This is a genomic window from Hyphobacterium sp., assembly GCF_965217055.1.
GTDB lineage: Bacteria > Pseudomonadota > Alphaproteobacteria > Caulobacterales > Maricaulaceae > Hyphobacterium.
In genome coordinates, this window is the sequence record NZ_OZ244227.1 from 219,109 (window position 1) to 241,155 (window position 22,047).

Sequence of the window (22,047 nt, forward strand, 5' to 3'; positions counted from 1 at the left end):
ATGGAATTGATTACAACGACACGAGAACTCGAGGCTGCGTGCGACGCGCTGGTGCAGTGTGACTTCATTGCAGTCGACACCGAATTCATCCGCGAAAGCACGTTCTGGCCGCAGCTTTGCCTGATCCAGGCCGCCGGCGGCGAGACCGAGGTGCTGATCGATCCGTTGGCTGACGGAATCGATCTGGAACCGTTCTACGATGTGCTCGCTGACGAGCGGATCATGAAGGTATTCCATGCACCGCGCCAGGATCTGGAAATCTTCTACCACATGGCGGACGGGCTGATCCCGCACCCGATCTTCGACAGCCAGGTCGCGGCCATGGCGCTCGGGCTCGGCGATTCGATTGCCTATGACAAGCTGGTCCAGGCCGTGCTGAAGCGTCCGATCGACAAGGGTTCGCGGTTTACCGACTGGTCGCGCCGGCCGCTGACCAAGGCACAATCCGGTTATGCGCTCGCAGACGTCACTCACTTGCGGGATCTCTATCCCATCATCCGCGAACGGCTGCAGAAAGCCGAACGGATGAGCTGGGTTGCCGAGGAAATGGCGATCCTGACCGATCCCGCGACGTATGAACAGCATCCCGAGAATGCGTGGCAGCGCCTGAAAATCCGCAAGAACAGCCCGAAATGGCTGGCCGCGCTGCGCGCTGCAGCCGCCTGGCGCGAGGAAGAAGCGCAAACGCGTGACATTCCGCGCCAGCGGATCGTCAAGGATGAAGGGCTCTACGAGATCGCTCATGCGGCCCCGGAAAAACCCGAAGACCTTGCGGGCATGCGGGCCCTGCCGCGCGGTTTCGAGCGCTCCCGACCTGCTGAGCGCCTGATCGAGAAACTGAAGCCGGCACTCGCTGACCCGAAGGCCTATGCGCCCGCCGTTCCGCCCCCGCCGCGCCGGCCGGAAGGCGCCAGCGCCACAGTGGAATTGCTCAAAGTCCTGCTCAAACTCGTGGCCGAGGAAAAAACGGTTGCGGCTCGCCTGATTGCGACGGTGCCCGATCTTGAAGCGATTGCCACCAGCGATGAGGCCGATGTGCCGGCCATGCGCGGCTGGCGCCGCAAGGTGTTCGGCGACACGGCTCTCGCCCTGAAACAGGGCAAGATCGCCCTGGTGCTGGAAAACGGACGGGTCGTCGCCAAGCCGCTCTAGACGCTGTTCAGAACCGGGTTTAGCTCCAGCGCTTCGGCCATTTGCTCGAAACGGTGCCGCGCTCGCTCGACGACGAGGTCGGTATCGGATTCAGGCGCACACAGGACGAGGTCGGCCTCGTTGACCGTCAGTAAAAACCGGCTCAGCAACGCTTCCGAGCGCCCGGAAAGCGCGGCGGCAAACCGCAGACCAAGCCCATAAGCCAGTGCGTGCTGGCGGGTCTCCTCGTCCAGCAGATGGTGAAAGACGCGGCTGTCGGCCGGCGTGCGCTTGCCGTCATACCGGTGGTGCATGACCAATCCCATGTAAGCGCGCTCGGCATGGGCGACGCCAGCGAAGGGCGCGAACAAGGCCAGTTCGCGTGCCAGCGCAGCGCGGTGATCGGGATGGTGACGGGCACCGACATCGCACAGCCGAGCAGCCGCGGCGCGGATCAGCGCGCTGCGATTTCCGAAATGGGTATCGCGTGCGGCAAATACCGGTTCCAGCCAGGCCGCGATGGCGCGCCCGAAGCTGGGGCTCGGCGCAGCCGGTCGCGCCACCGCCTCGGTGCCGGCCAGCAAGGGGTCGAGCATCTGAACCGTTTCCGGCAAGCGATCATAGACCGCACCTTCCCGCAGGCCGTAGGCGGAGAAGACGACACGGTTGAACTTGCCCTTCTTCATCAACCGTTTCAGCAGCAGGCCGGCATAAGGCAGCATCGCCGCCCGCCGGGCGCTGACGCCTGGCGTTCCGGCGAGAGACGCGACCGTCAAACGGGCGGCAAAATCGGCGATCTGCTTGGCAGCGCCCCGGCTCAGCTGGAATTGATGAATGACGCGCAAGGGGTAATCGGCTTCGGCGATGGCCAGCTGGGCGAGCGCGCGCCAGGCGCCGCCGACCGCATAAAGGGTGTCGCCGCATTGCTTCAACACCGGAGTCGCGGGTTTCAGGCGGTCGTCGATCCAGGCCTTCGCGGCCTTGCGGCTTTTCATGAGATCATCAGGCGCGGCGAGCGGCCCGAGACGCAGCGTGATGCCATCGCCCGGCCTGGCGAGCGCCACCGGGATGATTTCGAGGCTTGAACCCCCGAGGTCCGCCGCGGCGCCGGTCGCATAGGGTATGCCGGCGACCACGCCGAGCGCGGCGAGGCGCGCCTCTTCCTTGCCGGATAGCGTGGCGATCTTGACCCCGGCTTCCTTTTTCGCGCGCTTGATGAACGCCTTGCCATCCGCGGCGTCGCGGACTGCAGCGGTCGCGAAAACGATGCGCTCGGTGACCCCCTTGGCGTCGAGGAGAATGCTGAAACGGCGGAGCGCGCGAAGCGTGCCTTGAACGCCGTCCGGATTGAGTTTTCCGGTCTCACCCAGACCCTTGCCGAGCTCGGCACTGGTCTTCTCGTTGAAGACCGGCCACAGCGCGCGCCCGACCATGCGGAAATGCACAAGCCGCACCGAATTGGAGCCGACATCGATGACGGCGATATCGCGCTCCATAGCGTTCTCGGCCTCGAGCGATTCCGGCGGCCGGCTCAAAGGCGCGGCCCGGCATAAGGCAGGGTGAGCGGCTGATCGTTCTTGAGCGCCTGACCCCGCCCCGAAAGACTGGGATTGGTCATGAAGTATTCGTGCGCGCTGAACGGAACGGCGACATCGCTGACATCGACACGCTCATACTCGCCATTGGCGCTCATGTACCAACTCTGCTCCTCGTCATTCAGATTGGCGACCATGATCTGGTCGAGGATCTGGCGGTGCACGGTCGGATTCTGGATCGGACACAGGGTTTCGACGCGACGGTCGAGATTGCGCGGCATCCAGTCCGCCGAGGACATGAACACCTTGGCCGACGGGCTCGGCATCTCCTCGCCATTGGCGAAGCACACTATGCGCGAATGTTCCAGGAACCGGCCGACGATCGACTTGACCCTGATATTCTCCGAGAGACCCGGCACGCCGGGGCGCAGACAGCAAATACCGCGCACGACGAGTTCGCAGCGCACGCCCGCCTGGTTGGCGCGGTAGAGGGCGTCGATGATTTCGGGATGAGTAATCGAATTGAGCTTGGCCCAGATGCCAGCCGGCTTGCCGGCCTGCACATTGGCAATTTCCCTGTCGATCAGCTTGAGCAGGTTCTTTTTCATGCTGACCGGCGAAATCGCCAGCCTTTCCATATCCTTGGGGCGAGCGTAACCGGTGACGTAATTGAAAATCCTGCCGGCATCGCGGCCAAAGGCCGGATCTGCCGTGAACAAGGCCAGGTCGGTGTAGATCTTGGCTGTGATCGGGTGGTAATTTCCGGTGCCGAAATGGGCATAGGTCTGCAGGGTGCCCGCTTCCCGGCGAACCACAAGGCTGACCTTCGCATGGGTCTTGTACTCGGTGAAGCCGTACACAACCTGGACGCCGGCGCGCTCGAGATCGCGCGCCCATTTGAGATTTGCTTCCTCGTCGAACCGGGCTTTCAGCTCGACCAAAGCGGTCACGTTCTTGCCGCTCTCCGCCGCCTCGATCAGCGCCGCGACGATGGGGGAATTCTTCGAGGTCCGGTAGAGCGTCTGCTTGATCGCGACCACTTCGGGATCGAGCGCCGCCTGGCGCAGGAACTGCACCACGACATCGAAACTCTCATAGGGATGGTGGACAAGAATGTCCTTGGCCTTGATCGCAGCGAAACAATCCCCGCCATAATCCTTGATCCGTTCAGGAAAGCGCGGCTCATAGGGTTTGAAAACCAGATCCGGACGCTCGTCAGGAATGAGCTGAGCGAGCTGCGCCATGCCGAGAATGCCATCGACCTCGATGACGTCTTCCGGTTCCGCCTTGAGGTGTTCGATGATGAAGGCCTTGAGGTCGGCCGGCATGCTGGCCTCGATCTTGAGCCGGACCAGCACGCCGCGGCGGCGTTCCTTCAACAGCTCCTCGAATTCGCGAACCAGGTCCTCGGCTTCTTCCTCGATCTCGATATCGCTGTCGCGTATGATCCTGAAACCGCCTGATCCTTCCAGCTTGTGGCCGGGGAAAAGCTGATGGAGGAACATCGAGAAAACGGTTTCCAACGCCACGAAGCGGCGGATCGGATGGCCGGCCTTGTTGCGCCGGCGATCGGGCAGCTGAATGAAGCGGCCGACGCCCGAGGGCATCGGGATCAGCGCCGTCATCGGCTTGCCGTTCTTCTTGCGGCGCAGCTTGAAGACGAGTGAAAAGCCGAGATTCGGGATGAAGGGGAATGGATGGGCCGGATCGATGGCCAGCGGTGTGATCACCGGCAGAATGTGCTGCAGGAAATCCTCGGCAAGCCAGTCGCGATCCTGGTTCGAGACTTCTTCCTCGCTCAACAGCTTGACGCCTTCGCGGGTCATCTCGCGCTTCAGCTGACGCCAGCGCATCTGCTGCTCGTGCAGGAGTTCGCCCGCAAACTGGTTGATGCGGCGCAATTGCTCGGCCGGGGTGAGCCCGTCGATCGACGGTGTCGTGACGCCATTGCGGACCTGGGCACGCAGTCCCGCGACGCGGACCATGTAGAACTCGTCCAAATTGCTGGCCGAAATCGACAGGAATCGCAGGCGTTCGAGGACCGGATGGTCCTTGTTGGCCGCTTCTTCCAGCACACGCGTGTTGAATTGCAGCCAGGACAATTCCCGGTTCAAAAAGCGCTCGGGCAATTCCATCAGGCCAGGTTGGTCGGCATCCATTCCGTCGCCTGATTGTGGCCGGCTGTTTCCGGAAACATCCTCCATCAGGTCTCCTCACCGCTATCCTGCTCGCCCAACACCCGTCGCGCCACCCCCCGATTGATGGGCGTGCGCCGCGCCAGCGCTTCGCGATCAAGCGCCTCTACCAACCGCCGCGCGCCTTCGACCGACCGCTCCATCCGCGGCAACAGATAGGCGATGAGGCCGTCCACGAGCGGCGATTGCCGATCGGCAAACAGCTTGGTCAGCAATCGCGCCAACAAGGCGTCGTCGGGCTCTTCCAGCGCTGCGGTGGGTATCGCGAGGAGCCTTGAGCGCAAATCCGGAATATCAGTCTGCCAGCGCGCCGGCGCCTCCCTCCCCGTCATGAGCAGTGCAGGCAATGCCTCGCTCTGCGTCCGATTGAGAAGATGAAAAAGCGCTGTCCGGTCTGCGCTGCGATCGGCATTTTCAACGACGATGGCCCGCTCGGCCGGCAGGTTGTCCAGACGGCTGGAAAGCTCATCGCCGGGCAAGATCAGGGCGCCGCTCTCGGCCGCCCACATATGCGCAAGATGCGTCTTGCCGGTGCCCGGAGGACCGTAAAGGACAAGTACCCGGCCTGGCCAGGCGCGCCAGCCGGCCAGCGCCCATCGCGCGGCCGCATTGGCCTCGCCGTCGACGAAGCTGGCAGCGCTGAAATCCTCTCGCGGAGGAAGGCCAAGCGCGAGCTGCTCACCCATAAAGGTCTCTTTCTATCGCGACCGGACCACCAGTCCGAGATCCGCATCTTCTTCCAACCGCGCGCCGCGCGCATCCAGTTCGCGCTGCAATTGGTGCAGTTGGCCGCGGAATTCCAACGTCATCATGGCGCCGGTCGGCGCAATCGCGTCGAGCTGCGCGGATCGGATCAGCGACGTGCCGGTGATCGCATTCTGCAAGCGGCGCCATTCGGCGAGCGAATTGTAGACAACGGATACATTCAGGGTTTCGGCGCCACCGCCACGCACGATGGCCTCGGCTTTCCAGGCGTTCTCGAGATCGCTGACAAAGCGGCTCGCGGCGGTCCGGAAGCTGCCCGTGGCAATGGTCGGCACCTGCTGGCTGCTGACCTGGCCGGCGCCATCAAACGAGAACAGGCGGCCATCGACCCTCACGCCGCCGCCCTGGCGCGCAATCAGAACCGCGACGCGCGACACGCCGTAGGCCTGGGCGACAGAACGCAACTGGTCCTCGTTCATCTGGACCGCACTGGCGCCATCGATCAGCATCCGCCCAGCATCACCCGCCGGCGCGCTCACCGGCGCCAACGCATGCTGATAGCCGCCGGTTCGCCACTCGGCGAGCCAAGGCTGTTCATTGACCTCACCGGTCGCCTCATCACTGCTCTCCCAGAGCCAGTAACTGCCAGACCCGGTCTGCAGCACCGGCAGGACGAGGATTTCGCGGGCCTGGCCTTCAACGAAGGGAACGCCGAACCCGTTGAGCCAGCGGCGCACTGCGCTGGGTGAAAAACTGACGGTCAGCTCGCCGAGATAGCGCGTCGCACTGCGCTGTTCGTTGCGCACCTGCAGGCCGCTGATCATGCTGGCCGCATCGTCATTGGTAATCTCCGGGATCTGCAGCCGATCCTCGGGCAGCGTCAGACGTTCGACCAAGACGCGCACCGCATCGACCTGGCCGCGCTGCATGGCGATCGATTGTGCTTCGAGCGCATTGGAGGCCGTGGCATCGATCGGCACGCCAACGACTGTATACGGCGTATCGGCCGCGGCCAGACCGGCCCAGACCGTGACCGCGGCGATGGCTGCAAAAAACTGACGCATCATGGCGCGCTTCCCTTCGCTTTGAGCTATACGCCCCGTTATACCCGCCTGAGGCGTGCGGTGAAGCCCGCGTCTTGCGCGGTGGCTGAGTTTTGAGGGACAGTCCCCCACCGCCGAATCTGGAAGCGCCGCCATGACCGATGATCGCCGAAACAGCCTGACCTATGCCGATGCCGGCGTCGACATTGATGCCGGGGACGCGCTGGTCGACCGCATCAAGCCACTGGCGAAATCCACCGCCCGGCCCGGAGCCGAGGTCGCGCTTGGCGGCTTTGGCGGTGCATTCGACCTCAAGGCTGCGGGCTTTAGTGATCCTGTCCTCGTCTCGGGCACCGATGGTGTCGGCACCAAGCTTCGGATCGCGATCGAGACCGGAATTTGCGGCACTATCGGTATCGACCTCGTGGCGATGTGTGCCAATGATGTTCTGGCACAAGGCGCCGAGCCCCTGTTTTTCCTTGATTATTTTGCCACCGGAAAGCTCGACCCTGCGCGCGGCGAGGCGATCGTGGCCGGCATTGCCGAAGGCTGCCGCCAGGCCGGTTGCGCTCTCATTGGTGGCGAAACCGCGGAAATGCCCGGCATGTATGCCGGCGACGATTTCGACCTCGCCGGATTTGTCGTCGGGGCCGCCGAGCGCGGCACGCTGCTGCCACGCTGCGACGACATGCAGGCCGGCGATGTGCTGATCGGCCTGGCTTCGTCCGGACCGCATTCGAACGGCTATTCGCTGATCCGCAAAGTGGTGGATATGGCCGGCCTGACATGGACCGACGATGCGCCGTTTGCGCCCGGCCAGAGCGTTGGCGAAGCCTTGTTGGCGCCGACACGGCTCTACATCAAATCCTGCGTCCCCCTGATCCGCGAAGGCCTGATCAAGGGACTGGCACACATTACCGGTGGCGGGCTGATCGAGAACCCGCCGCGCATGTTGCCGGATCATCTCGGCTTCACCCTCGATCATTCGGCGTGGCAACGCCCGGCCGTGTTTGACTGGCTGGCGGCAACCGGCGGCATCGAGGAAGCGGAAATGCGCCGCGCCTTCAATGGCGGCGTCGGAATGCTGCTGGCCGTCGCCGCGGAAGATGCCGAAGCGATCATGGTCGCGCTCAATGATGCGGGCGAAGACGCCTTCATCTGCGGGGAAATTGTCGCCAAGTGAGCGCGCGTGTCGCGATCCTGATTTCCGGGCGCGGCTCCAACATGAGCGCCCTGTGCGAAGCGATGAAGGCGGACGATTTTCCGGCAAAACCGGTGTTGATCCTGTCCAATCGCCCGGGCGCAGGCGGACTGGAATACGCGAAGGCCGAAGGTCTGCCGTTCGCGGTCGTCGATCATACCGGGTTCGAAAGCCGCGCCGCCTTCGATGCGGCGCTGCATCACGCCTTGATGCCGGCGCAACCCGATATCATCTGCCTCGCCGGTTTCATGCGCTTGCTGACACCAGGATTCGTGGAAAAATGGACGGGCAAGCTCGTCAATATCCACCCCTCATTGCTGCCGAAATATCCCGGCCTCAACACGTATCAACGCGCGCTGCACGCCGGCGACACCGAGACGGGATGCACAGTGCATCATGTGGTCCCGGAAATGGATGCCGGGGAGATCATCGGTCAGGCGCGCGTGCCGATACGGCAAGGTGATACGGCGGAGATGCTGGAGACACGGGTGCGCGAGGCCGAGCACGCGCTCTACCCGGCATGCCTGCGGAAACTGGTGGGTCAGTCCTCGCCGGACTGATCCTGCTTGCGCTGCCACTGGCTGCCGAGCGAGGCGATGGCTGCGGTGATCATGCCGGCATCATCGAGATAACCGGCCACCGGGATGAAATCCGCCACCGCATCGGTCGGCAGAACCAAATATCCCAGCGCGCCGACGCACGTCGCCTTGACCCAGCGCGGGGTTTCCGGATCCCGCATCAGGCCGTAGAGCGCGCCCGCCTGGTCGACGATCTGTCCGACGCCGCTGATATTCTTCAGCTTGTGCTGGAATTTGCGGGCGCTGAAATGCCGGGCGTAATCCATCACGACCTCCGGTCCGTACTTGCAAGATCGGGTTGGCTAGCGCGTAAATGGGGCCAAATTTCGTTTTTACCGGCCAGGTTCCATGCAAATCACCGAGACCATCTTCATCGACGAGAGCGAGCTGGACGAGCGCTTCATCCGCGCCTCGGGTCCGGGCGGCCAGCATGTCAACAAGACGGAAAGCGCCGTGCAGCTGCGGTTCAACGTGGCGGCAACCGCCGCCCTGCCCGACGCCGTCAAGCAGCGCCTGAAACGGCTCGCCGGGCGCCGTCTCACCAAGGATGGCGAACTGGTTATCGAAGCCAGCGAATCGCGGTCGCAGGAGCGTAATCGGGCCGCCGCCCGCGAGCGTTTGAAAGCGCTGATCGTGAAGGCCACGCACACGCCAAAGCCACGTGAGAAAAGCCGACCGTCGCGGTCTTCCATCCGCAAGGTGAAAGCCGCCAAGGCCCAGCATGCGCAGAAAAAGGCTCTGCGCCAGAAGCCGGCGCGGGAGGATTGAGGCGAGCATTCAGTCGCCAGAGCATAAATGTCGGATCGCCGTCCGGGCTCGCACCACGGCTCAAGATGCCTCGAACATTTCCAGCAAGGCCGTTTCGAAATTCCGGGCAAATTTTTCCGCATCACACAATGGCGACGCGGCCACTTCCCGGCGAAGGGATTGCCGGGTTTCGCGCAGCGCTTCTTGGTCCCGTACCAATGAAACGGCTATGTCGACATAGGCGTCCTCGGAGTCTGCTATCCATTCGGTTCGCCCGACATTCGTCAAATGGCTGGCCGAATGTCGTCCGGCGAAAGTCGGCCCGGGAAGCGTTACTACGGGATTGCCCATCCACAGCGCTTCGCAGGTCGTGAGGCCGCCGGAATAGGGCCAGGTATCGAGCGCTATGTCGGAACGGTTATAGGTATCAAGGAGTTCGCGGTGAGCGGCGGCCGGTTCCATCACAACCCGACCTTTGTCGATTCCATGCTTGCCGAACCAGCCGTGAACCAGGTTTCTTGCTGCAGACGAGGTATAACCGCGGCCTTTCAGAATGAGGCGGCTGTCCGGTGTCTCGCCAAGAATCCGCGACCAGACGCCGGCGATCACCTCATTCACCTTGGCAGGATTGTTGAAGCTGCAGAACGTCACATGCCCGTTGGAGACGCAGGGAGCCTCATTCACGCGCGGCGCATAGTCAGGCGGCCCGTACACAACATAGCCATCCGGCATGCGGTAGATGTTCTCGGAGTAGTGCTGTTCGTCAGATTCCGGCACTTCGGCGGCATCCGCCAGGAGCCAATCCACTGCCGGCATGCCGGTCGTATTGTAGAGACCGCCCACCCATTTGACCTGTACCGGCGCCGGCTTTCGCGCGATCACCCCTGGGCGCCCCTGGGTCGAGCCCGCCATGTCGATGAGAATGTCAAGATCATCGGCGCGAATGATTTCGGCGACTTCGTGATCAGAATCAGCGGCGATGTCGCGCCAAGCATGGCAGACGTTTTTCAGACGCTGCGTGTAGTCGTCTTGCATTCCGCCATTGCAGTAGGCGAAGAACTGAACCTTCTGCTTGTCGAGGTTTTCGAGAGCGGACAGCGACAGATAAAAAGCAGGGTGCCGATGAATTGTCCCGGACAAAATACCGACCCGCAAGGCTTTTCCGGAATATCGCCGATTTCGGTGCTTTGACGGCCTAATTCCCCGCGATATGGCATTGGCATACCTGTCAATTTCCGCGCGGATTAGGTCGACTCTTGTTTCCGGTGTGTAATGCATCGCCATGATGGCGTTTCCGATCAAAATGGGATCGGTGGAGCCCAGCCCCGACGCTTTCTTGAACTCGCGAAAGGCTTCGGCGGGCCGACAGGTTTCCTGCAAAATCAGGCCAAGAATATTGCGAGTTCGCCAACTTGTTTCGCCCAACTCGATCGCATTTCGAATGCATTGCTCGGCCTTGTCATAGGCGCAGGCTACACGATGTGCTGCCGCAAATAGCGACCACAAGCTTCCGTCACGCGGTGCCAGCTTCTGTGCATGTCCCAGCCATTCCAGCGCGCGTGCTGTGTTCTCGACGGAAATACATGAGGCCGCTGCAGCCTTCAGCGCTACGACGTCTGCACGTGGCACGCCAAACTTTTTCAGCGTTTCTGCATAGAGTCCGACATTTCGTGCGCTGGAAGGCCAGACCTCCACCAAGCGCCGGGTATTCTCGAGTGCTGCCGCGCGGTCACCCGACTGCTTCAAACAGAGGCAGTATATATAAGAATCCGCCTCATCATGGCGCCCCCATCGGCGCGCCATTTCCAATGGACGTTTCGCATCGGCATAGTTGCCCAGCGCGAACTGAATATATCCGAGGTGCGCATGGTAGTCGGCATTCCGCGCATTGATCTGGAGCACGCGCTTGCAATTCTTGCTGGCTGATTTCAAATCGCCTGACATCGCTTGTGCGGCAGCCAGTGCCGTCAAGGATTCGGCGAATCCATCACCTTTCTGAGCGCTCGAATTTGCAATTTCCTCGGCTTGCTGCAGGGCTTTGCTCCGGCCGCAATCCATAATTGCAATTACGTCAGGATTATCATCGTTCAGCTTGAATTTGAAATCTATGTTTGTACGCGTTTTCATTATCATAATTATCGTTTGATTTCACACAGTTCAGTCCATATCCCATAGACTGCGGCGTCAATTCCGCCAAATGAGAAAACCATTTGGATTGCCACCGCAGAAAATGTCCTAGAAGTCGGCCCTACGGACGCCCTGATCAGTCGCGAGCTTTTGTTTCCCATGGACCAACCGTCGCCTCCCCATTCCCAGACTGGATGTCCTGCCTGTTCGGGTGAACCAAGCCTGTTCGGTTACACAGTCGAAAATGTGCCAACCAACAGCGTGCGAATTCACAACTCGGAATCGGAAGCGAGAATGGTTCCGACAGGCGACATCGACCTCGCCGGATGCGCGTCGTGCGGCTTCATCTGGAATGCCACGTTCGATCCTGCGCTGGTCGAGTATTCTTCCGATTACGAAGCGACGCAGGCCTACTCGGAAACGTATACACGCTTCCTGCGCGACCAAGCGGACGATTTTGTCGAAACGCACGATCTGCGCCGGAAAACAGTCGTCGAGATTGGCTGTGGTCATGGCGAGTTTCTTGCCGCCTTGTGCGAGGCCGGAGACAATACCGGCCTGGGATATGATCCGGCTTTTTCTGCGGATCGCGCCCCCAGGATAAATCGCGGATCTTTTCGCGTTCTTGCAGATGCCTTCGATGCGAACACGCAACTGCCGAAAGCCGACTTGATCTGCTGTCGCAACACGCTTGAACACATTCCTGACATCGGCGCTTTCGTCAAATCCCTTAGAACAGCAATCGGACATGATGCGCATCCGATGGTCTTCTTCCAGGTGCCTTCGTGGGAACGGATTGCCGATGAAGGCGCGTTCTGGGATGTCTATTATGAGCACTGTTCCTATTTCACGGTGGAATCGCTGCGCTTGCTGTTCGCCTGCAACGGATTTGACGTGCTGTCATGCGAACGAAGTTTCGGCGATCAGTATCTGACACTGCTCGCGCGCCCCGCCAAAACCGACGCGCTGGAGCCGCGGGGCACAAAAACCGATACGCCGTCCTGCGCGAATACCAGTGACGCCTTGCGTGAACAGGTCGCACTTTGGTCTGCACGGTTCATACAAAGTTCTTCCGGTGCGACATCCACTGTCCTGTGGGGCGGAGGGTCGAAAGCTGTCGCCCTGCTGACGACATGCCGGGAAGCGAATTCGGTCACCGCGGTTGTCGACATTAACCCGCACAAGGACGGGACATATCTTCCCCTGTCTGCCCATCGCGTGATTGCGCCGGAAAAACTTCGATCCATTGAACCGGATTGCATTGTTATCATGAACCCGATCTACACCGGCGAAATTCGCAAGCAACTGGACGAGTTGCAAATCGAGGCCAGCATTCTCGAACTCGGCACTGCATGATGCGCTGCTTTCGCCATTTGCACTGGAATATGAATTCATGAGTGAAAAGATCGAAGTCTGCATACCGATGTGGAATGAATCCGCGAATATCGGTGCAACGCTTACAGCGTTGAATAATCAGACCTTCCGTGACTTCAGGATCAGTCTGTTCGACAACGCGTCGGACGATGACACGATTGAATCGTGCCAATCGTATCAGCGCGACATCGAAATCAAGATCTACCGGCGCACCAAGAATGTCGGGCAAACCGCCAACATGAATCGGATGTACGCACACTCGATGGCGGAATTCGTGGCGTTGCTGAGTGCGAACGACATCGTAGCGGAGAATTATCTGGAAGAATTGCTGGCTGAATTCAGCCGCGAGCCGGAGCTTGGCAGCGCCTACAGTCACGCAACTTACGTCGATGATTCCGGTGTGCCCTTCCCGAACCAACCGACCAATTGGGAATTTTTCTCGTTGCTTGACGACGATCCGATCGCGCGGGCTTGCGGGTCCATTGAGAAATACTGCCAAGCGACCAATTTTTTCGCGCTCTATCGCAAGAGCGTGCTCGACAGGATGCAGCCGCAACCCTTCTGTTATGGCGGTGATCACATATTCGCCTGCGAAGCCGCCCTTTACGGTAAGGTCGCGTGCAGCCAAGCGACCAATGTCGGACGCAGCCCTCCACCAGGTGCGCAATCGCCCGAAAAGCGCGCTCAACATCTGATCGATCTGTTTTCTCTCGACCAACAGCGCGGATTGCCGGGTAATTCGAAAATGGGCGCCTTCGACCGGATCACGCCGATCGTGGACATGTTTCATGGCTATCTGGGGATGTTCCGGCTGGCCGATCTTCCACATGATGATCGCGCCAGACTGGTCAATGCCGGCACGCAATCTTTCCTGAACCGGTTCGGCGGCGGGATCGATGGTGACCTGAAACGCTTCACGCCCATCGCGCAGCAAATCGCTGATGCCGTGACGTCGAATGACGTGCTCACACGCATGATGGCCCATCACGCTCTGCGAAAAATTGACCAATGTCTGTTTTTGAAGCGCGATCCGGGATTGATGGACGTTCGGACGCAGTTATCGCGCGCCTACTGCGCTTAGGTTGATTGATTTTTCTGCGGAGATCGCTTCATTCGACAAGCGGCTAAAACCGGTGGGTGGTAAGAGTGAGAGTTGTTATTCTAGCGGGCGGCCAGGGCGCACGGCTGGGTGACTGCGGCAGCGGCAAACCTAAGGCGCTCGTGGAGATTGCAGGCGTGCCGATCATCGAGCGCGTCATGGCGATCTATGCCGGTTTTGGTCACACGGATTTTATCGTCGCAACCGGATACAAGGCGGATCTGATCGCTGCGCATTTCGAGCAACGTCGCAAAGGATCCGCCGTTGCCGGCGGCTGGCAGCCAGATTGGACAGCCGCATGCATCGACACCGGCGCGCTGACGGCGACCGGCGGTCGGATCAAGCGTCTGGCACCTTATCTGGCGAACGCACCCTTCATGTTGACCTGGACGGACGGGGTGGCAGATCTGGATGTCGATCAATTGTTGAGATTCCATCATCGCCACCGCAAGCTCGCGACCGTAACAGCGGTACGTCCGCCTCCCAGATTCGGCCATCTGGCCATTGAGGATGATCGGGTCTCGGCATTCGAGGAAAAACCCACCGCCCGGGAAGGTTGGATCAATGGAGCCTTCTTCGTGCTCGAACCGGCGGTGCTGGATTATATCGACGACGATGACACCGCATTCGAACGCGGGCCGTTGCAAGCGCTGGCACAGGACCAGCAATTGATGGCTTACAAGCATGAAGGGCGCTGGAATTGCATGGATACACAAGCCGACATCGCCGCGCTGGATCAGCTGGCGCAGGACAAGCAGCTCCCGGGAATGATTGATCCATGAAAAAGCAGAGCATTCTAGTCACAGGCGATCGCGGGTATTTCGGCAGTGTTCTCGTGCCAATGCTTATCGGCTTGGGACACGACGTCCGCGGTGTCGACCAGCGTTACTATGCAGATTGTGCCTTCGGCTCATACCAGCCTGCAGCGAAGTCTCTTCAAAAAGACATTCGCGACCTCGCACCGGACGATTTGTGCGGTTTCGACACGGTTATCCACCTCGCTGCACTGTCGAACGATCCTTTGGGCGATATCAATCCGGATCTCACACTTGCTATCAATCACCAGGCCTCGGTGCGGCTGGCACAGCTGGCGAAGGCGGCCGGCGTGACACGGTTCGTGATGTCGTCCAGCTGCAGCACGTACGGCAAGGCGAGCGGGCGGATGATTTCAGAGGAATCGCCACTGAATCCCGTTACGCCCTACGGGCGCTCGAAGACCTTGGCCGAACTGGACATAGCCGCGCTTGCGGAGACCGATTTCTGTCCTGTTTTCTTGCGCCATGCCACCGTCTACGGTCTGGCTCCAATGCTACGCTTTGATCTGGTGATCAATAATCTGGTCGCCTACGCGGTTGCAACCGGTGAAGTCTTCATGAAAAGCGATGGGCAAGCATGGCGGCCGCTCGTTCATATCGAAGACGTTTGCCGGGCCTGCATTGCAGCGGCCACTGCCGACGCGGATGCCGTGCGCAATGAAGTGTTCAATATCGGCCGTACCGCAGACAATTACCGGATCTTCGAAATAGCCGAAATGATTGTGAAATCGGTATCGGGATCCCGCATCAAATACGCGGACCGGGCTTGCCCAGACGAACGCACCTATCACGTGGACTTCTCGAAAGCCGAGACCCGCCTGCCGGGTTACGAACCGCAATGGTCCGTGCAGCGCGGGATCGATCAGCTGGTAAACGCCTTTTTGGGAGCCGGTCTGAAGGTCGAAGATTTCGAGGGCATGCGCTACAGCCGGGTCGCCAAGATCACAGATCTGATGCGCGCCGGAGCGTTGGATCCGGACCTGTACTGGCACGATGCGGCGAAGTTTCGCTGCGTTAGCGCCTAGACCAGTGTTCGAACCGGTCTCCCATTGCCGCTCCTGTCACAACGAGGCGGTGTTCCCGGCACTCGTGCTGGGCACTACGCCGCTGGCCGACAGACTTGTCAGCCCAACAGATTCTGACGCCGCCGATCCAACCGCACCGCTGGCGCTTGTAACGTGTGCCGATTGCGGCCTGGTACAGCTTTCCGGGACAATTTCGCCGCATATTCTGTTCCCGGACGACTATCCCTATTATTCATCTGTCTCGCCGCGGCTCATGGAGCATTTCGCGCGCAGTGCGCGCTCGATCATCCGGTCCCGGCAACTCAATTCTGAATCAATGGTCGTCGAAGCGGCGAGCAATGACGGCTATCTCCTGAAACACTTTCGGGAAGCCGGCATTCCCGTCCTCGGGATCGATCCGGCGCATGGCCAGGCCGAACGGGCCCGCGCGATCGGCATTCAAACCCATTCGGCATTTTTTAATTCGCAACTCGCGGCGAAGCTCCGTAAAGAAGATGGCCTTGCCGCGGACGTGTTTCTTGCCAATAATGTTCTCGCGCACGTCCCGGATATCAATGATTTTGTTGCAGGAATTGCAACGATCTTGAAGGAGGATGGCGTCGCGGTGATCGAGACGCCCTATCTTCTCGACCTGATCGACAATGCCGAATTTGACACGATCTACCACCAGCACGTCTTTTATTATTCGGTGACGGCCCTTGTGCCCCTGTTCTCCCGCCACGGTCTGCACATAAACCGGATCGTACCGATCGACATCCATGGCGGTTCGATACGCGTTCTCGCATCGCCGTCGAGTGCAAACGGAGATGGCTCTGTTTTTGCCTATCTCGCCCGGGAAACCGACCGGAAAATCCGTGAACCCGCGATCTACTCAGAGCTGCAGTCCTCGTCAGCCCGCATCCGGGATGATCTGGTCAACTTGCTGACGAAGCTCAAGGCCGATGGTGCGAGAATAGCGGGATATGCCGCGGCGGCCAAAGGCACGACGATGATGTCCTTTTGCGGAATCGGGAAGGACCATCTCGACTACATCGTCGACATGAGCCCCGCAAAACATGGAAAATTCATGCCCGGCAATCGGCTGGAGATCTTCCCGACGGAGAAATTGCTCGCCGATCAGCCGGACTACGTTCTGATCCTGGCCTGGAACTTTGCTGACGAAATTATCGAGCAGCAATCCGAGTACCGTCGCCGGGGAGGCAAGTTTATCATTGCCGTACCGGAATTGCGGATCACCGGCTGAACATTTGCATGCCAAGCCGCCCGCGAAGGGCGGACCGGCCAGCAGCACATTTCCCGCTGAAATCGGCAGTCTGCAAACAAAAAAAAGCCAGGCACGGTGGCCGGGCTTTCTTTCTTGGCGGGCTGTTCCACCCCACGCCCCCTCCCAAGCCACCGATGAGGCTACCCTTGCGGGTGGATTGGGAGGGGGCGTGGGACGGCAAGGTTCGGGGCGGCTCGGCAACACACAAGGCGTCGCGGTCAGACCGCCCCAAGCAGAGCTTTAGCCCACGATCTCGTCGTCGGAGAAGAAGAAGGGGATTTCCTGGGCCGCGGTTTCCGGTGCATCGGACCCGTGCACGGAATTGGCTTCGATCGACTCGGCGAATTCCTTGCGGATGGTGCCGTCGACGGCATCTTCCGGATTGGTGGCGCCCATGACTTCGCGGTACTTCGCGATGGCGTCTTCGCCTTCCAGCACCTGGACGACAACCGGACCGGAGATCATGAAGCTGACCAGGTCATTGTAGAACGGGCGCTCCTTGTGAACGGCGTAGAAGCCTTCGGCCTGGTCCCTGGTCAGCTGGATGCGCTTCTGGGCGATGATGCGCAGGCCGGCGTCCTCGATCTTGGCGTTGATCTTGCCGGTCAGGTTACGGGCGGTGGCGTCGGGCTTGATGATGGAGAAAGTGCGCTGGATAGCCATGAGATATGCTCCGGTTCAGGGGGAGGATTGAAAGAGTCGCGCGGGCTTATAGACGGCGGCAGGAGGCTTGAAAAGCGGAAGGGTGTTATCCGGCCGGTTTCAGCGAGAAACGATCCCGCCACGTAAAGAAGAGATAGACTCCCGCGGCCGCATACAGCGCCGACACCAGCATGAAAACCCAGCCCGTATTCTCCATGGCGTGCGGCGAATTGATTGGCGCGACATAGAGCAGCCCGGCCAGGGCGAGGCGAAATACGCCGTACAGCGCGAGGATGACGCCCCATGCGCGAACCGCGAACTGGGCAGTCTTTCGGCCGGCAATCCGGGCGACCAGCAAGAGCGCCATCACCACCAGGACGACCGCCAATGGCAACCAGGATCCGGCGGCTGCGTAGATCACTCCGCGCGCAAGGAAAGCGATCAGCACCAGGGCGAGCACGAGGCTGGGAAGATGGCGCGTCATTGGCTCTCTCCCCGGATGGTGGCCAACAGCACCGCCTGCATCAAGCGGGTATTGCGGGCAAGATAAGCGTGATTGAGCGTGTCGGCGGTATCGGTGGCGCGGTGGCGGTGCGGTCAGGAGTCGCGCTCGCGGAAGGCCTCGGACAGGCAGATCGCGTCGATGCCATATTCGCGAAAGGAGACATGGTCGGTGGAATCATACCGCGCCCGGCCAACCGGTATTCCCATGCCCGATGCGACCGTTTCATAGCGTTGGAACCAGTCGTCGGGCGCGTCGATCTCGATCGCGCCATCATTGTCACTGCCCCAGCCCGCCATGTCGATCGATTGCATGGAGTGAATGTCTATGCCTGCACCGAGCAATTGCCGGACAAGCGCGGCACTGCCCACCTTGCCCTCCTCTTCCTGGTCGAAAAAGGCGATCATGACGGCGTAGTGGCGCTCGTCCTGCGCCGCGATCGCCTCGGCGATGGAAAGCACTGCGGCAATGCCACTGGCATTGTCGTCGGCGCCCGGACTGCCGGCCTCGGAATCATAATGGCCGCCAATGACGATGACGGGCGCGTTTGCGCGCGTCGCCGGTATCATCGCGGTGATGTTGACGCCCGAAAAAGGCGGCATGACGAGGTCGAGCAAGGGATGAACATTTGGCGCGCGATAGGCGCGGCGTTCGCCGTCGAGCCCGCGCCGGGCCAATTCCGACAACAGGACATCGGCTGCATTTGCGCGTTCCGCGGCGGTGCTTCGCGCGGGTGATGTGTCACTCTGGAAGCGTTCGATGAAGTCGCGCTGATCTGCCTCGAGTGGGTCCTGTGCCGAAAGCTCGCCTGATATCAGCAGCCATCCGGCAACCAGACTTCGACAGACAAAATGCATCGCGCCCTCCCTCTCGCGGCCGGGAGGGGAACAAGGTTTTGCGGCGAGAATGCGGCCCGCGTGCTGGATTGCTCTCTTGCCTGTTGAGGACAGGCGAGCTAGCGGCATGGCCCCATGCTGCACGTCAACGACCTCACCTGCCGGATGGAAGGCCGCGTCCTGATCGAACAGGCGACCTTTCACCTGCCACCCAAGACCCGGATGGGGCTGGTCGGTCGCAACGGGTCCGGCAAGTCGACCCTGTTCCGGGTGATCAAGGGCGCGTTCGGCGCCGAGACTGGCGACGTCTCGATCCGCAAGGGCGCGCGCATGGGATCGGTCGAGCAGGAAGTACCTGGCGGACCGGACAGTTTGATGGATGTCGTGCTCGCGGCGGATACCGAGCGGGCCAGCCTGCTGGAAGAGGCCGAGACGGCGACGGATCCGCACCGCATTGCCGAAATCCAGACGCGGCTCGCGGATATCGAAGCGCACTCCGCTGAAGCGCGCGCCGGCACGATCCTGTCGGGTCTCGGTTTTACCGCCGCAGAGCAGCGCCGACCCTGTTCGGAATTTTCCGGCGGCTGGAGGATGCGGGTCGCACTCGCTGCGACGCTGTTTGCGCGGCCGGATCTGCTGTTGCTGGATGAGCCGACCAACTATCTCGACCTCGAAGGCGCGATCTGGCTGGAGACCTATCTCAAGTCATTCCCGGGCGCGGCACTGGTGATCAGCCATGACCGCGACCTGCTCAACGCGATGGACAAGATCGCCCATCTCCGCGCGAAGAAAATCACCATCTACGAGGGCGGCTATGACCGCTTCGAGCGGACGCTGGCCGAACGCCAGCGCCTGCAGATGAAGCTGAAGGCCAAGCAGGACGATGAACGCCGTCACCTGCAGAGCTTCGTCGACCGGTTCCGGGCAAAGGCCAGCAAGGCCAAGCAGGCGCAGAGCCGGATCAAGCGACTGGAAAAGATGCAGCCGGTGGCGACCATCGTGGAAGACCCGGTTTCTCCGTTCGTCTTCCCGGCCCCGCAGCGCGACATGGCGCCGCCGCTGATGCGCATCGAGAATGCCGTGCTGGGCTACGAGCCGGGCAAGGCGGTATTGCGCGATCTCAATCTGCGGATCGATCCGGACGACCGGATTGCCCTGCTCGGCAAGAATGGTTCGGGCAAGTCGACCTTCGCGAAAATGCTGGCCGGGCGCCTGGCGCCGATGGACGGGCATTTCCGCTATCACAAGAAGATACAGACCGCCTTTTTCGCGCAGCACCAGCTCGACGTGCTGCCGCCCGAGAAATCGGCTTACGATCATGTGCTCGAGCGCATGGAAGACGCGACCGAAGCGCAACGCCGCGCAAGGCTGGCGAGTTTCGGCCTGCCGATCCACCTGCAGGAAACACCGGCGAGGAATCTGTCCGGCGGCGAGAAGGCGCGGCTTTTGCTCAACCTCATCGTCTTCGACGGCCCTCACCTGCTGATCCTCGACGAACCGACCAATCATCTCGACATGGACAGCCGTGCTGCTCTTATTGACGCAGTCAACGCGTATGAGGGCGCAGTGATCCTGATCGCTCACGACCGTCATCTGATCGAGAGCTGTGCCGATCGGCTGTGGCTATGCGCGGATGGCAGCATCGCGCCGTATGAGGGCGACATGGAGGATTACCGGCTCTACGTGACCGGCAAGACGCCGAAGAGCGAGCGTGGTCGCAATCGCACGGCGACCGACGAAAAATCCGAGCGCCGCCGCGAAGCCGCCCAGCGGCGCGAAGACATCAAGCCGCTGAAACGCGAAGCAGCAAAGTGGGAAAAAGAAGCCGAGCGCCTGCGCGGCGTGCTGGCGACAATCGATAAAGGGCTCGCCGCCCCCGGTCTCTACGAAAAGGATCCGAAGGCGGCGACCGAGTTACAGATCAAGCGGGCCAAGGCCGAGGAGCTGATCGATGCGGCCGAGGCGAAATGGCTCGAGGCGCTGGAGAAGCTGGAGAATATCGGCGCCTAGCCGCAATCCACATTAGTGACGGTGCCATTGGCATCGAAGCGGATCAGCAGGCGCTGGGCCTGGTACTCGCCGCGGGGTTCGCCGTCATGGGCATAGAGTTCGTAAGGGCGCGGCAGCGTGTCGAGATCGACTTCGGCGACCGGTTGGCCCAACAGCACATTCATCGGTTCGGACGGGCAGGCGACAGGCTGAAGATTGCCCATGGGGAGATCGGAGCCGAACAGCTCTTCCTGAGTTCCGGCAGCGGATGCCACCGCCCAGAACGCGCCAACGCTGACGATGGTGGCTGCGAACAACATGGCGATGTTTGAACGGGGGGACATGAGGGACGCTCCTTCTCTGCAGCTTGCAGGAAGTTAACGCCCGGTTACCCGCCGGGTTCCGCAATTGGCGATTCGCTCAGCCGCAAAAAACCCGCACGACCTGCCCCGTCTCGTCGAGTTCGAGATTTGTGCGGTCTTCGCGGTAATCCATTGTGACCGCCATGCCGGGACGGATGATGCGATGGGGGCGCGGCAGCGTGGCCGTGTCGATCTCGCCAATATCCTGGCCGACCAGATAGCCCAGCGTGTCGGCATCGCATCCGCCCTCGCCCAACGTCGGTGTTTCGATCGGCGTGGCGGGTTGCGGCGTTGCGCAGGCTGCGACCGCGAGCATCGGAAGAAGGACGAATTGACGTTTCATGAGCGGGAACTCCTGCGCAAAACTGTTTTTAACACGCCCGACCGGAATTCGCATCCACCGGCCCGCCCCGGACACATCACTATGCTTTCTTTTCCCAGCGTCCCTCGACCGATTGCTGCCAATAGGCAATGGACCGGCCTTCATCCTTGGCCTTTTTCCAAAGGGCGCGGGACGCCGTTATCGCGGCCTCGTCCGCTGCGTCGAACATCACGCAACAGCGCTCGAACCCGTCGGGATTTGCGGGCGGCACGCCATCGAGCACGAACAGGATCTGCGCCTGGTTGAGATTGTCCTCGTCGAGCGACAACAGGATGGGTTGGCGGTCGGGATCGGGTGCGTCTGCCCGGCCGTGCGCCAGAAAGCTGTCATCGCGGATCGTCCACAGACGCTCCTCAAGCTCCTTGAGTCGATCCGTCGACGCGGTTCGCACCAGCGCGCGCCAACCTTTCTCCAGGGTTTTTTCCAGCAGTTCCGGCAGGGCGTCGGCGAGCGTGGTCCGCTCGAGATGATAGAACCACAGCTCGCCGGGCATCT

General features: G+C 61.0%; 22 protein-coding genes. 10 read left to right on the plus strand and 12 right to left on the minus strand.

Annotated features, from left to right (window positions below; genetic code table 11):
* Window positions 1-1,152: a ribonuclease D gene (rnd, locus tag ACOOFN_RS01010; RefSeq protein WP_420432781.1), complete on the plus strand. Its 1,152-nt coding sequence runs from the start codon at window positions 1-3 to the stop codon at window positions 1,150-1,152.
* On the opposite strand, the gene ACOOFN_RS01015 is transcribed toward rnd, so the two are convergent.
* From ACOOFN_RS01015 to ACOOFN_RS01030, 4 genes are read right to left on the minus strand one after another with little or no spacing between them, the layout of a single operon-like run.
* Window positions 1,149-2,666 (minus strand): Ppx/GppA family phosphatase, encoded by a 1,518-nt coding sequence (locus ACOOFN_RS01015; protein ID WP_420432783.1) that lies wholly within the window; start codon window positions 2,664-2,666, stop codon window positions 1,149-1,151. The genes rnd and ACOOFN_RS01015 overlap by 4 nt on opposite strands.
* The gene (locus ACOOFN_RS01020; protein ID WP_420432785.1) at window positions 2,663-4,870 is read right to left on the minus strand and encodes an RNA degradosome polyphosphate kinase; all 2,208 of its coding nucleotides are present in this window, start codon (window positions 4,868-4,870) and stop codon (window positions 2,663-2,665) included. Before ACOOFN_RS01020 ends, ACOOFN_RS01015 begins: the two co-directional genes overlap by 4 nt.
* Window positions 4,870-5,547: an AAA family ATPase gene (locus tag ACOOFN_RS01025; RefSeq protein WP_420432787.1), complete on the minus strand. Its 678-nt coding sequence runs from the start codon at window positions 5,545-5,547 to the stop codon at window positions 4,870-4,872. The genes ACOOFN_RS01020 and ACOOFN_RS01025 overlap by 1 nt, the downstream gene beginning before the upstream one ends.
* Window positions 5,548-5,559: 12 nt before the next feature.
* Window positions 5,560-6,633, minus strand: coding sequence for a DUF2066 domain-containing protein (locus ACOOFN_RS01030; RefSeq protein WP_420432789.1), 1,074 nt, complete (start codon window positions 6,631-6,633; stop codon window positions 5,560-5,562).
* A gap of 130 nt (window positions 6,634-6,763) precedes the next feature.
* Here ACOOFN_RS01030 and purM point away from each other — a divergent pair, with 130 nt between their 5' ends.
* On the plus strand, window positions 6,764-7,792 hold the full coding sequence (gene purM / locus ACOOFN_RS01035; protein ID WP_420432791.1) for a phosphoribosylformylglycinamidine cyclo-ligase: 1,029 nt from the start codon (window positions 6,764-6,766) through the stop codon (window positions 7,790-7,792).
* Window positions 7,789-8,370 (plus strand): phosphoribosylglycinamide formyltransferase, encoded by a 582-nt coding sequence (gene purN, locus ACOOFN_RS01040; protein WP_420432793.1) that lies wholly within the window; start codon window positions 7,789-7,791, stop codon window positions 8,368-8,370. Before purM ends, purN begins: the two co-directional genes overlap by 4 nt.
* On the opposite strand, the gene ACOOFN_RS01045 is transcribed toward purN, so the two are convergent.
* The gene (locus tag ACOOFN_RS01045; protein ID WP_420432795.1) at window positions 8,352-8,654 is read right to left on the minus strand and encodes a YkvA family protein; all 303 of its coding nucleotides are present in this window, start codon (window positions 8,652-8,654) and stop codon (window positions 8,352-8,354) included. The two genes, purN and ACOOFN_RS01045, sit on opposite strands and share 19 nt — an antisense overlap.
* A gap of 82 nt (window positions 8,655-8,736) precedes the next feature.
* Between ACOOFN_RS01045 and arfB the strand changes: the two genes are divergently transcribed.
* Window positions 8,737-9,156 (plus strand): alternative ribosome rescue aminoacyl-tRNA hydrolase ArfB, encoded by a 420-nt coding sequence (gene arfB, locus ACOOFN_RS01050; RefSeq protein WP_420432797.1) that lies wholly within the window; start codon window positions 8,737-8,739, stop codon window positions 9,154-9,156.
* A 60-nt stretch (window positions 9,157-9,216) separates the two neighbouring features.
* Here arfB and ACOOFN_RS01055 read toward each other — a convergent pair whose 3' ends face one another.
* Window positions 9,217-11,037, minus strand: coding sequence for a hypothetical protein (locus ACOOFN_RS01055; protein WP_420432799.1), 1,821 nt, complete (start codon window positions 11,035-11,037; stop codon window positions 9,217-9,219).
* A gap of 519 nt (window positions 11,038-11,556) precedes the next feature.
* Between ACOOFN_RS01055 and ACOOFN_RS01060 the strand changes: the two genes are divergently transcribed.
* The 5 genes from ACOOFN_RS01060 to ACOOFN_RS01080 all read left to right on the plus strand — a co-directional run bounded on the left by ACOOFN_RS01060 (window position 11,557) and on the right by ACOOFN_RS01080 (window position 16,818).
* Complete coding sequence (locus ACOOFN_RS01060; protein WP_420432801.1) at window positions 11,557-12,618, plus strand: class I SAM-dependent methyltransferase; 1,062 nt, start codon at window positions 11,557-11,559, stop codon at window positions 12,616-12,618.
* A gap of 37 nt (window positions 12,619-12,655) precedes the next feature.
* Window positions 12,656-13,717, plus strand: a complete 1,062-nt coding sequence (locus tag ACOOFN_RS01065) for a glycosyltransferase family 2 protein (protein ID WP_420432803.1) — start codon at window positions 12,656-12,658, stop codon at window positions 13,715-13,717.
* 65 nt (window positions 13,718-13,782) lie between these two features.
* A complete protein-coding gene (locus ACOOFN_RS01070; RefSeq protein WP_420432805.1) occupies window positions 13,783-14,517 on the plus strand; it encodes a sugar phosphate nucleotidyltransferase in 735 nt (244 codons plus the stop codon).
* Window positions 14,514-15,575: an NAD-dependent epimerase/dehydratase family protein gene (locus tag ACOOFN_RS01075; RefSeq protein ID WP_420432807.1), complete on the plus strand. Its 1,062-nt coding sequence runs from the start codon at window positions 14,514-14,516 to the stop codon at window positions 15,573-15,575. The genes ACOOFN_RS01070 and ACOOFN_RS01075 overlap by 4 nt, the downstream gene beginning before the upstream one ends.
* Window positions 15,576-15,579: 4 nt before the next feature.
* Entirely contained in the window at window positions 15,580-16,818 is a 1,239-nt protein-coding gene (locus tag ACOOFN_RS01080) for a methyltransferase domain-containing protein (protein WP_420432809.1), read from the plus strand.
* A 261-nt stretch (window positions 16,819-17,079) separates the two neighbouring features.
* Here ACOOFN_RS01080 and ndk read toward each other — a convergent pair whose 3' ends face one another.
* The 3 genes from ndk to ACOOFN_RS01095 form a co-directional block, all read right to left on the minus strand.
* Window positions 17,080-17,502: a nucleoside-diphosphate kinase gene (gene ndk, locus ACOOFN_RS01085; RefSeq protein WP_420432811.1), complete on the minus strand. Its 423-nt coding sequence runs from the start codon at window positions 17,500-17,502 to the stop codon at window positions 17,080-17,082.
* 85 nt (window positions 17,503-17,587) lie between these two features.
* Window positions 17,588-17,965 (minus strand): hypothetical protein, encoded by a 378-nt coding sequence (locus ACOOFN_RS01090; RefSeq protein WP_420432813.1) that lies wholly within the window; start codon window positions 17,963-17,965, stop codon window positions 17,588-17,590.
* A 113-nt stretch (window positions 17,966-18,078) separates the two neighbouring features.
* Window positions 18,079-18,840, minus strand: a complete 762-nt coding sequence (locus tag ACOOFN_RS01095) for a M28 family metallopeptidase (RefSeq protein WP_420432815.1) — start codon at window positions 18,838-18,840, stop codon at window positions 18,079-18,081.
* 114 nt (window positions 18,841-18,954) lie between these two features.
* Between ACOOFN_RS01095 and ACOOFN_RS01100 the strand changes: the two genes are divergently transcribed.
* On the plus strand, window positions 18,955-20,829 hold the full coding sequence (locus tag ACOOFN_RS01100; protein WP_420432817.1) for an ABC-F family ATP-binding cassette domain-containing protein: 1,875 nt from the start codon (window positions 18,955-18,957) through the stop codon (window positions 20,827-20,829).
* Here ACOOFN_RS01100 and ACOOFN_RS01105 read toward each other — a convergent pair.
* From ACOOFN_RS01105 to ACOOFN_RS01115, 3 genes are all read right to left on the minus strand, one after another.
* Window positions 20,826-21,152, minus strand: coding sequence for a hypothetical protein (locus ACOOFN_RS01105; RefSeq protein WP_420432819.1), 327 nt, complete (start codon window positions 21,150-21,152; stop codon window positions 20,826-20,828). The genes ACOOFN_RS01100 and ACOOFN_RS01105 overlap by 4 nt on opposite strands.
* A 76-nt stretch (window positions 21,153-21,228) precedes the next feature.
* On the minus strand, window positions 21,229-21,513 hold the full coding sequence (locus ACOOFN_RS01110; RefSeq protein ID WP_420432821.1) for an I78 family peptidase inhibitor: 285 nt from the start codon (window positions 21,511-21,513) through the stop codon (window positions 21,229-21,231).
* 79 nt (window positions 21,514-21,592) lie between these two features.
* A complete protein-coding gene (locus ACOOFN_RS01115) occupies window positions 21,593-22,045 on the minus strand; it encodes a DNA polymerase III subunit chi (protein WP_420432823.1) in 453 nt (150 codons plus the stop codon).
* Window positions 22,046-22,047 lie beyond the last annotated feature (2 nt).

Coding starts and splice junctions, on each gene's coding strand:
- rnd (WP_420432781.1), top strand. CDS start 1: ATGGAATTGATTACAACGACACGAGAACTCGAGGCTGCGTGCGACGCG.
- ACOOFN_RS01020 (WP_420432785.1), bottom strand. CDS start 4,870: ATGGAGGATGTTTCCGGAAACAGCCGGCCACAATCAGGCGACGGAATG.
- ACOOFN_RS01025 (WP_420432787.1), bottom strand. CDS start 5,547: ATGGGTGAGCAGCTCGCGCTTGGCCTTCCTCCGCGAGAGGATTTCAGC.
- ACOOFN_RS01030 (WP_420432789.1), bottom strand. CDS start 6,633: ATGATGCGTCAGTTTTTTGCAGCCATCGCCGCGGTCACGGTCTGGGCC.
- purM (WP_420432791.1), top strand. CDS start 6,764: ATGACCGATGATCGCCGAAACAGCCTGACCTATGCCGATGCCGGCGTC.
- ACOOFN_RS01045 (WP_420432795.1), bottom strand. CDS start 8,654: ATGGATTACGCCCGGCATTTCAGCGCCCGCAAATTCCAGCACAAGCTG.
- arfB (WP_420432797.1), top strand. CDS start 8,737: ATGCAAATCACCGAGACCATCTTCATCGACGAGAGCGAGCTGGACGAG.
- ACOOFN_RS01060 (WP_420432801.1), top strand. CDS start 11,557: ATGGTTCCGACAGGCGACATCGACCTCGCCGGATGCGCGTCGTGCGGC.
- ACOOFN_RS01065 (WP_420432803.1), top strand. CDS start 12,656: ATGAGTGAAAAGATCGAAGTCTGCATACCGATGTGGAATGAATCCGCG.
- ACOOFN_RS01075 (WP_420432807.1), top strand. CDS start 14,514: ATGAAAAAGCAGAGCATTCTAGTCACAGGCGATCGCGGGTATTTCGGC.
- ndk (WP_420432811.1), bottom strand. CDS start 17,502: ATGGCTATCCAGCGCACTTTCTCCATCATCAAGCCCGACGCCACCGCC.
- ACOOFN_RS01090 (WP_420432813.1), bottom strand. CDS start 17,965: ATGACGCGCCATCTTCCCAGCCTCGTGCTCGCCCTGGTGCTGATCGCT.
- ACOOFN_RS01095 (WP_420432815.1), bottom strand. CDS start 18,840: ATGCATTTTGTCTGTCGAAGTCTGGTTGCCGGATGGCTGCTGATATCA.
- ACOOFN_RS01100 (WP_420432817.1), top strand. CDS start 18,955: ATGCTGCACGTCAACGACCTCACCTGCCGGATGGAAGGCCGCGTCCTG.
- ACOOFN_RS01105 (WP_420432819.1), bottom strand. CDS start 21,152: ATGTCCCCCCGTTCAAACATCGCCATGTTGTTCGCAGCCACCATCGTC.
- ACOOFN_RS01110 (WP_420432821.1), bottom strand. CDS start 21,513: ATGAAACGTCAATTCGTCCTTCTTCCGATGCTCGCGGTCGCAGCCTGC.
- ACOOFN_RS01115 (WP_420432823.1), bottom strand. CDS start 22,045: ATGCCCGGCGAGCTGTGGTTCTATCATCTCGAGCGGACCACGCTCGCC.